Origin of the sequence: Acinetobacter sp. AKBS16 (genome assembly GCF_002899995.1) — a bacterium.
GTDB classification, from domain to species: domain Bacteria; phylum Pseudomonadota; class Gammaproteobacteria; order Pseudomonadales; family Moraxellaceae; genus Acinetobacter; species Acinetobacter baumannii.
The window spans coordinates 18,175-25,688 of the sequence record NZ_POYH01000079.1 but is presented as its reverse complement, the minus strand read 5'-3'; the positions used below and the strand labels follow the sequence as shown (position 1 = coordinate 25,688).

General features: G+C 40.3%; 6 protein-coding genes. 1 reads left to right on the top strand and 5 read right to left on the bottom strand.

What is annotated here, in order from left to right; translation table 11 throughout:
- Positions 1–1,241, top strand: a 1,241-nt coding sequence (gene glnS / locus C1642_RS13845) for a glutamine--tRNA ligase (protein WP_228153893.1), incomplete at its 5' end; no start/stop codon positions are given.
- Positions 1,242–1,726: 485 nt separating this feature from the next.
- Here glnS and C1642_RS13840 read toward each other — a convergent pair.
- The 5 genes from C1642_RS13840 to C1642_RS19470 form a co-directional block, all read right to left on the bottom strand.
- The gene (locus tag C1642_RS13840) at positions 1,727–2,449 is read right to left on the bottom strand and encodes a glutamine amidotransferase (protein WP_001098470.1); all 723 of its coding nucleotides are present in this window, start codon (positions 2,447–2,449) and stop codon (positions 1,727–1,729) included.
- A gap of 164 nt (positions 2,450–2,613) precedes the next feature.
- Positions 2,614–3,429, bottom strand: a complete 816-nt coding sequence (eutC, locus tag C1642_RS13835; protein WP_103236456.1) for an ethanolamine ammonia-lyase subunit EutC — start codon at positions 3,427–3,429, stop codon at positions 2,614–2,616.
- 10 nt (positions 3,430–3,439) lie between these two features.
- The gene (locus C1642_RS13830; RefSeq protein WP_000122142.1) at positions 3,440–4,825 is read right to left on the bottom strand and encodes an ethanolamine ammonia-lyase subunit EutB; all 1,386 of its coding nucleotides are present in this window, start codon (positions 4,823–4,825) and stop codon (positions 3,440–3,442) included.
- Between the two features lie 16 nt (positions 4,826–4,841).
- Positions 4,842–6,278, bottom strand: coding sequence for an ethanolamine permease (eat, locus tag C1642_RS13825; RefSeq protein ID WP_103236455.1), 1,437 nt, complete (start codon positions 6,276–6,278; stop codon positions 4,842–4,844).
- A 221-nt stretch (positions 6,279–6,499) separates the two neighbouring features.
- Positions 6,500–7,514: aldehyde dehydrogenase family protein (locus C1642_RS19470; protein WP_228153892.1), on the bottom strand; the 1,015-nt coding region annotated here is incomplete at its 5' end.

Genomic DNA, 7,514 nt, shown 5'->3' with positions numbered 1-7,514 from the left:
AGCCAGGTAAAAATTCGCCATATCGTGATGCTTCTGTTGAAGAAAACCTTGCTCGTTTTGAAAAAATGCGCAATGGTGAACTTAAAGAGGGTGAAGCTGTTTTACGTGCCAAAATTGATATGGCAAGCCCGAATGTACATATGCGTGACCCAATTTTGTATCGTGTTTTACATTCAGAGCATCACCAAACAGGCGATAAGTGGAAAATCTACCCAATGTATGACTATGCTCATCCATTGTCTGATGCGATCGAAGGAATCACACATTCACTTTGTACATTAGAGTTCCAAGACCACCGTCCGTTTTATGACTGGATTGTTGAAAAAGTTAAGTCTAAAGCTGTGCCGCATCAGTACGAATCTTCTCGCTTAAACGTAGATTACACCATTACGTCTAAACGTAAATTACGTAAATTGGTTGAAGGCGGTTATGTGAATGGATGGGATGATCCTCGTATGCCAACGGTTGTCGGTATGCGTCGCCGTGGTTTCACACCAGAAGGCCTACGTGATTTCTGTAAACGTGTAGGTGTGTCTAAAACTGACGGTATTGTGGATGTCGCAATGCTTGAGTTCTGTATTCGTCAATCTTTAGAGAATACGGCAGCGCGCGGTATGGCAGTGTTAAATCCATTGAAAGTAACACTTACGAACTTACCGGAAGATTTAGACCTTACCCATGCTCGTCATCCTAATGTCGATATGGGTGAGCGCGTGATTCCATTGACTAAAGAAATCTATATTGACCGTAAAGATTTCGAAGAAGTACCGCCAAAAGGCTTTAAACGTTTAATTCCTGATGGTGAAGTTCGTTTACGCCATGCATATGTGATTAAGTGTAATGAAGTCATTAAAGATGCAAACGGTGAAGTCATTGAGCTGAAGTGTTCGATCGATCCGGATACTTTAGGTAAAAATCCTGAAGGTCGCAAAGTAAAAGGCGTAATTCACTGGGTATCTGCAACTAAAGGTATTCCTGCTGAAGTACGTATTTATGATCGATTGTTTACAGAAGCTGACCCTGAAACTGGTGATGATTTCTTAGCAAACTTAAACCCAGATTCTTTGAAAGTGGTTCAAGCTGTGATCGAACCTGCTTTAGCTCAAGCGAAGCCAGAAGATCGCTTCCAATTTGAACGCGAAGGTTATTTCGTTGCTGATCAATACGATCATACTCCTGAGAAGCCTGTGTTTAACCGTGTTCTTGACTTAAAAGACAGCTTCAAGCCTGAGAAAAAGTAAGAGATTGATTATCTCTTACTTTTTCGCAAGACGAACAACATGTTGTGAGTAAATAGTTGAGATTGATTATCTCTTACTTTTTCGCAAGATGAATACCATGTGGTGAGTAAACAGCAGATATAAAAAAGCCCAACTGTAAAGTTGGGCTTTTTATTTAGGTGTCTTCTCATATTTTCTTTTTCTTTATGATTAACGTCCTTGGCAAAGTAGCTTAGGCCGGGTTAATCACATAAAAATAAAGAACTAATAGTATGAGAAGCATAGTTGAAAGCATTAAATAAGTATTAACCGTATTAAAGCTTTTAATAAACTTCCAGATATCCATAGTAAATCAGCGTATATTTTATGTTACAAATTAATAATACACTGAAATTTTTCTGAAATGTTTCTAAAAATAAAATATAAAGCTTTTTTTGTTTAAAAAACAATCAAAAAATACGAGGTAGTAAAAAGCTATATTTAATGCGGATTAAAAAATCACTCATTTAAGCACTATATCCAATTCTTTTTAAGAATTTTTGAATAATTTCAAATGCAGCTTGCTCAAGTGCAGGGGCATATTCAATATTTTGCTCACGCAGTTTTGGAATTGAAACTCCAGCATGGCGAAGTTCACATGTATGGCCAATGAGCCATTTCTCAAAATTTTCTTCTGTTGTTTCAATATGAAACTGCAAGGCAAGAATATTATTTCCAACTTCAAAAGCCTGATTAGTATAAATCTCTGAACTAGCTAATAACACTGCGTTTTCAGGCAGGTCAAAAGTGTCGCCATGCCAGTGTAAAACATGCACATTATTAAGCAAAGGTGATAATACCTGATTAGGACGTAAACTTAAGCTTAAGGCTCCCCAGCCAATTTCTTTTTGATGGCCTGCATATACTTTGGCGCCAAGTGCATGAGCAATGAGCTGTGCGCCTAAGCAAATACCAAGTGTAGGTTTATCTGCTGCCAATCGTTGTTTGAGTAAAGCGATTTCATCTTTTAAAAATGGATAATCTTCGGTTTCATAAACTCCGATTGGGCCGCCTAAAATAATAGTTAAACCGTCATGTGTAAAAGCAGGGGTTAAATCATCCACACCTGCTTCAAAATAGCGGACGCGAAACCCAAGTTGATAAAAAACATCTTCTAATGAACCTAGGTCTTCGAAAGCAAGATGCTGAATGGCATAAATAGTTTTAGGGAAGGCGTTTGTTGTGTTCATACAAATGATTTAGAGAGGACCAATAGGTGGAGTATAGCGATAAATATAAAGAAGAAAATATCCATACAAATCGTCAATACCTGAAAATTGCTATTTTTCGTTAAGATAATCTTGTTAGGCATAAATATTTTGTAGGGAAGAAATATCTACGCGTAACCTGCTATTTAAAATAAAAGCTTTGAGTTTTCATTATGGTCGATATTTGAAAGTTGATGTTCATCTTTTAAATTCACTCCTGAAAAGCCAAGCTGTTTTGATTTTCTCATTAATGCCATTAAACGTTGTACAGCAACCGGAATACTTAAACCTGCTGAGCGAACATTTGAAATACAGTTGCGTTTGGAATCGAGACAGCCTGAATATGCATTCCATGTGTAGTAAATTCCCATACTGTCAGGAGAGCTTAAACCAGGGCGTTCTCCAATCAGCATGACTAACATGGATGCTTTAAAAATTTCTGCAACTTCATCGCCTAAAGCAACTCTGCTTCCTGTTGCAAGTACAATCGGGGCAAGGCTCCAATTTTCTTGCTGAATTTGTTCACTTAGCGCTGCAATAAATACGATAGCATTTGCTTCAATCGCTCTTGCAGAGAGACCGTCACCTACCACAATACAAACATCATACTGTTGCGGGTTTTCTGAATACTTCTTAATTAAGGTATCTTTTGATGGATTTGAAAGTTGGCGCCCCAAATCTGGACGTTTAAGATAAATTTCTTTATTAGGTGCATTACTTTGTATATGAAAACTTTGCAGCTGCTGCTGTGCTAATTGCTCCGAGAGGTAGGAAATATCCATCTCTTGATAAACTGCATCTTTTGCTTGTGCATGAGACAACTGAAACTCAAGTAAAGCGCATGTTGGGATACTACAACCTGCACGACCCAGAGCAATACGGGCATCGGTAAACTGTTTGAGCTTTTCCCACTGATCCTGATGGGTAGAGGATGGATATTGAATATCACGATTAAGTTTCATGGTGTTCTCCCTAGTTCATAAGCAGACGAGAGAATTGGTCAGGCATATGGTCTGCCCAACAAATTTGAGAGTTTTGTTGTTTAAAAATCCCTTGTTGTTCAAGCCAAGCGGAGAACTCAGGAGCGGGTTTTAAACCTAAGAGTTGTCTTAAATAGAGAGCATCATGAAAGGAAGTGGTTTGATAGTTGAGCATGACATCGTCTGAACCCGGAATCCCCATTATAAAGTTAATGCCAGCGGCACCAAATAGAGTAAGGAGAACATCCATATCATTTTGGTCGGCATCTGCATGGTTGGTATAACAAATGTCGCAGCCCATTGGTACTCCGAGTAACTTGCCGCAGAAGTGATCTTCTAAGCCTGCACGTATAATTTGTTTGCCATTAAAAAGATATTCGGGACCAATAAAGCCAACGACTGTATTCACTAAAAGCGGATTGTATTTACGGGCTACTGCATAAGCACGAGTTTCTAATGTTTGCTGGTCTACTCCGTGATGAGCATTGCTTGATAGGGCACTGCCCTGACCCGTTTCAAAGTACATGACGTTTTGTCCAATGGTTCCGCGCTTGAGTGAGAGGGTGGCGTCATATCCTTCTTGTATTAAATCAAGTGAAATTCCAAAACCTTCATTGGCCAGTTGGGTGCCGGCAATTGATTGGAACATTAAATCAATCGGTACATTTTTTTCAGCCAGTTGAATGCCTGAGCTGATATGCGTAAGTACACAAGATTGCGTTGGAATTTGATATTCCTGAATGACATGATCAAGCAATTTCAGTAGCTCTGACAAATTATGCAGGTTATCCGTGGCAGGGTTAATGCCAATTACAGCATCACCATTGCCATACATCAAACCATCTAAAATACTGGCTGAAATACCGAGCACATCATCGGTAGGGTGGTTGGGTTGTAAACGGGTAGAAAGATGTCCTTTTAAACCAATTGTGTTGCGAAATTGGGTGACCACTTCACATTTGCTGGCGACATAAATCAAATCTTGATTGCGCATAATTTTGCTGACAGCAGCCACCATTTCTGGGGTTAAACCCGATGCTAATGCTTTTAAGCTTTCTGCAGTGGCATCTTCTCCAAGTAGCCAATTTCTAAAATCGCCTACTGTAAAGTGTGAAATAGGGGCAAAGGCTGCCAGATCATGTTCATCAATAATCAGTCGTGTAATTTCATCAGTTTCGTAATCGACTAAAACTTCATTTAAAAAGGTTTTTAATGGCACATCAGCCAAAGTCATTTGTGCCGCAACATGTTCGGTTGCATCTCTGGCAGCTACACCTGCTAACTCATCGCCTGAACGTAACGGTGTAGCTTTGGCCATTAACGTTTTTAGGTCAGCAAAGTGATACTGTTGATTGGCGACAATATTGCGATAACTCATAGTTACATCCTTTTATTTATAGTTCTTGTTCTGCGGCTTTAATATTTGCAAACTCTTCTTCTGGTGTTCCTTTCACTAAATGATAGCGGCTGTAGAACAAAAAGTAAGCAATAAATACGACATAGATACCGGCAGCAATAAACCACACTTTCGGATTAACAACAAAACCTGCGACCACAGCAGCGACTGCTAAAACTAGTGCAATGCTTGAAGTGATGATTCCTCCTGGAGTTTTATAAGGGCGAGGCATATCGGGTTTAGATAAGCGCAGTTTGATGTGGGATAAAAGAATCAGCACATAAGAAATAGTTGCACCAAAAACCGCGATTAAAATGAGTGAATCGCCTTCTTTTGTGAGTGAAAGTAAGAACCCGATAATGCCCGGAATAATAATTGCCAGATAAGGAGCTTTATTTTTGTTAGTTAACGAGAGTGAAGTAGGTAAGTATCCAGCTCGTGACAATGCAAAGATTTGACGTGAATAGGCATAGATAATTGAGAAGAAACTTGCGATTAAACCAGCTAAACCCACAAAGTTTACGAATGTCGCAAGCCAAGTGTTGGTGCCATAAACTTTAACCAAAGCATCTACCAGAGGGGCACCTGAGTTTTGTAAAGTACTTGCACCTGCTGCGCCTGCACCCAAGAACAAAATAAGCATGGCAAATGCTGTTAAGATGAGCATTGCACCGATTAAACCTCGTGGCAGAGATTTGGCTGGATCTTTTGCTTCTTCTGCTGCTAACGGAACACCTTCTACTGCAAGAAAAAACCAGATAGCAAAAGGAACCGCGGCCCAGATGCCCAAGTAGCCATGAGGTAAAAAAAGACTTGCGCCACCACCTGTATTAACTGGAATATCAAATAAATTTTGTGCATTAAAGTGTGGAATCATTGCCCCAATAAACACGACAAGGGCAACAGCGGCGACAAGTGTAATCGCAAACATGATTTTTAAAGCTTCGCCGGCACCTTTGAGATGTATACCCATAAAAATGGCGTAACAGGCGAGGTAAATCATCCAGCCATTAATGCCAAATAGAGATTCGCAATAACCACCAATAAATACGGCAATAGCGGCAGGCGCAATTGCGTATTCAATTAAAATCGCTGTACCTGTTAAATAACCACCAAAAGGTCCAAAGGCAGCACGTGCAAAACTATAACCGCCACCTGCTGTCGGCATCATGGTGGACATTTCTGACATAGAAAGACATAGACACAGGTACATCAAGGCAGCAAGAGCGGTGGCAATAAACATACCACCCCAACCTCCTTGGGCAATACCGAAGTTCCAACCGGCAAAATCACCTGATATCACATACGCTACGCCTAAACCAATCAGGAGTAACCAACCCACGGTACCTTGTTTAAGTTGGCGCTGAGCAAAATATTCTGCTGATGAGACTTCTGCACTTGAAGAAATAACGGAAGCTGTTTTTGGTTGATTCATACAATACTCCTGCGAGTTGGTTTGTATGAATGAATGCAAAAGCAATGCCTAAATGATGTGCTTTAAATATTAGATGATGCTTTTTTATTCCAGATAGTAAAAATCTGAGAGCTGACTGTACTAAATAAAAAAGCCAGCAATTTAAATTACCGGCTTTTTATACAATTTATGATCTTGCTTCCTTCTAGCATTGATAGCTTGGTATCAACTTGGTGCGAAACTTAGAAGAAGCCCATTGGTTTGGTTGAATAACTCACCAACAAGTTTTTGGTTTGTTGATAGTGATCTAGCATCATCTTATGGTTTTCACGACCAATACCAGACTTCTTGTAGCCACCAAATGCAGCATGAGCAGGGTAGATGTTATAGCAGTTTGTCCAGACACGACCCGCCTCAATAGCACGACCAGCACGGTAAGAAATATGGGCTGAACGTGACCATACACCTGCACCTAAACCATACATAGTGTCGTTGGCAATTTTGATTGCATCGTCAAAGTCTTTAAATGTTGTCACAGCCAGTACAGGACCAAAAATTTCTTCTTGGAAAACTTGCATGCTGTTGTGGCCTTTAAAAATAGTCGGATCAACATAGAAACCATCACCTACTTCTTTACGGCCACTACCACCAAGTAAGAGTTCTGCACCTTCTTCTCGGCCCGTATTAATACAACGTAAGATTTTCTCTTGTTGTTGCAAAGATGCTTGAGCACCAATCATGGTTTCAGTATCGAGAGGATGACCAGTTTTAATACGTTTTACACGTTCAACAGCCAACTCTAAAAATTGATCAGCAATACTTTCTTGTACTAAAGCACGAGAAGGGCAAGTACATACTTCACCTTGGTTTAAGGCAAACATGGCAAAACCTTCCAGCGTTTTTTCTAAGAAGTCATCTTCTTTATCCATGATGTCTTCAAAGAAAAGGTTCGGTGACTTGCCGCCAAGCTCTAGCGTGACTGGAATAATATTTTCGGTCGCATATTGCATCACCATTTGCCCAGTTTGAGTTGAACCGGTAAACGCAATTTTGGCAATACGTGGGCTTGTCGCTAACGGACGGCCAACTTCTGCACCGAAACCATTCACAATATTAAGTACGCCCGGCGGTAAGATATCTTGGATGAGTTCGGCAACTAACAAAATACCTACCGGAGTTTGCTCAGCTGGCTTAATCACCACACAGTTACCAGCCGCCAAAGCGGGAGCGAGCTTCCATGCAGCCATTAAAATCGGG